Genomic DNA, 2,069 nt, shown 5'->3' on the forward strand with positions numbered 1-2,069 from the left:
GTGTCGAGGTGGGCGCCGTCCACGCTGAGGTGGACCTTGCCGCTCTCGACGCGGAGGTCGTGGACGCCCGGCAGCTGGTCGAGCCCGGAGACGGGGTCGCTGGTCTCGACCTCGATGGTGGTGCGGGTGAGGTGCCGCATGTCGCTGAGGGAGCCGGACTGCACGATGCGGCCGAGCCGGATGATGCTGACGCGGTCGCACAGCTTCTCGACCTGGGCGAGGATGTGGCTGGAGAGCAGGACGGTCTTGCCGGCGGCCTTGGCCTCGGTGATGGCGTCCTGGAAGACGACCTCCATCAGGGGGTCGAGGCCGGCGGTGGGCTCGTCGAGCAGGAGCAGGTCGGCCCGGGACGCCAGCGCGGCGACGATGGCGACCTTCTGCCGGTTGCCCTTGGAGTAGGTCCTTCCCTTCTTGGTGGGGTCGAGGTCGAAGCGCTCGATCAGCTCGGCGCGGCGCGCCTCGTCGAGGCCGCCGCGCAGCCGGCCGAGCAGGCCGATGGCCTCGCCGCCCGTGAGGTTCGGCCACAGCTCGACGTCCCCCGGCACGTAGGCGAGCCTGCGGTGCAGCTCCACGGCGTCCTGCCAGGGGTCGCCGCCGAGCATCTGCACCGCCCCCGAGTCCTGGCGCAGCAGGCCGAGCAGCACGCGGATGGTGGTGGACTTCCCCGCGCCGTTCGGGCCGAGGAAGCCGTGGACCTCCCCCTGGGCGACCTCCAGGTCGAGGCCGTCGAGGGCCCGGGTGTGCCCGAAGGTCTTCACCAGCCCGGAAACGGTGATCGCGTTGGTTGCCGATGTCATGGTTTTGAATCTACGGTATCTTCAGAAATCTGTGAAGTTAAGGAGCTGTCAAGGCCCCGATCCGGCGAAATGCGAGGATGGCCAGGTGATCGAGCAGGGTATGACGACGCCGCAGGGCGAGTACACGGACGACGTGGCCGCCTTCGTGGAGCGGTTCGCGGCCGACCTCATCCAGGCGGGCATGCCGCGCATGCCCGCCCGGGTGTTCGCCTGCCTGCTGGCCTCCCAGGAGGCCACGCTCAGCTCCGTAGAGCTGGCCGGCCGGCTGCGGATCTCGCCGGCCGCCGTCTCGGGAGCGGTCCGCTACCTGGATCAGGTACACCTGCTCAGCCGGCAGCGCGAGCCGGGCTCTCGGCGTGAGCGCTATCGCGTGCTGCACGACACCTGGTATGGAGCCATGATCAACCGCGACGCCCTCCTGCGGCGCTGGGCCGACACCATGCGTGCCGGGCTCGAGGTGGTCAGTCCCGGCACCCCGGCGGCCCACCGGATGGCGGATACCGCCGAGTTCATGGAGTTCCTGCAGATGGAGCTGAAAGGTGTGCTCTCCCGGTGGAACGAGCGGCAGACCGCCCGGGCTACTGCTGCGGACCGCCCGTCAGGCGAGCCAGGGCGGCCGTGATGTCGCCCTCCACCGCGGCCTTGCGGATGCCGAGTCCGGACAGCGGGCCCGTGCCGTCCTCGTGCTCGAGGAGCGCGAGCAGCAGATGCTCGGTGCCGATGTAGTTGTGGCCGAGGCGCAGCGCCTCGCGGAAGGTCAGCTCGAGCGCCTTGCGCCCGCCCGCGTCGAACGGGATCAGCTCGGGTGCCTCGTCGGCCGCCGGCGGCAGGGTCGCGGTGGCGGCCTCCGCGACCGCGTCCAGCGTCACGCCGGCTGCCGTGATCACCTTGCCGGCCAGGCTGTCGGGGTCGCTCGCCAGGGCGAGTAGCAGGTGCCCCGTGGCGATCTCGGGCCGGCGGCCCTCGCGCGCCAGCCGCTCCGCGCTCGCCACGACATGCCTGGCCCGGAGCGTGTAGCGCTCGAAGCCCTGGCTCGGATCGGTCGGGTCCTTGGGCACGAAGCGCTTCTGCGCCGCCTGCCGGGTGACGCCCATGCTGCGGCCGATGTCGGTCCAGGAAGCGCCGGAGCGCCTGGCCTGGTCGACGAAGTGGCCGATGAGGTGGTCGGCCACCTCGCCGAGGTGGTCGGCCGCGATGACGGCGTCGGCGAGCTGGTCGAGGGGGTCGGGATGGACCTTCTTGATGGCCTCGATCAGCTCGTCGAGGCTGATG

General features: G+C 71.1%; 3 protein-coding genes. 1 reads left to right on the forward strand and 2 read right to left on the reverse strand.

Going from position 1 to position 2,069, the window contains the following annotated elements; all coding sequences use genetic code 11:
* Positions 1-797: ABC transporter ATP-binding protein (locus E1265_RS35785; RefSeq protein WP_132935108.1), on the reverse strand; the 797-nt coding region annotated here is incomplete at its 3' end.
* Between the two features lie 85 nt (positions 798-882).
* Here E1265_RS35785 and E1265_RS35790 point away from each other — a divergent pair.
* The gene (locus tag E1265_RS35790) at positions 883-1,419 is read left to right on the forward strand and encodes a MarR family transcriptional regulator (protein WP_243741350.1); all 537 of its coding nucleotides are present in this window, start codon (positions 883-885) and stop codon (positions 1,417-1,419) included.
* Here the strand turns inward: E1265_RS35790 and E1265_RS35795 are convergent.
* Positions 1,376-2,068 (reverse strand): Clp protease N-terminal domain-containing protein, encoded by a 693-nt coding sequence (locus E1265_RS35795; protein WP_132935109.1) that lies wholly within the window; start codon positions 2,066-2,068, stop codon positions 1,376-1,378. The two genes, E1265_RS35790 and E1265_RS35795, sit on opposite strands and share 44 nt — an antisense overlap.
* Position 2,069 lies beyond the last annotated feature (1 nt).

Source organism: Streptomyces sp. 8K308 (assembly GCF_004348315.1).
Classification (GTDB): Bacteria; Actinomycetota; Actinomycetes; order Streptomycetales; family Streptomycetaceae; genus Streptomyces.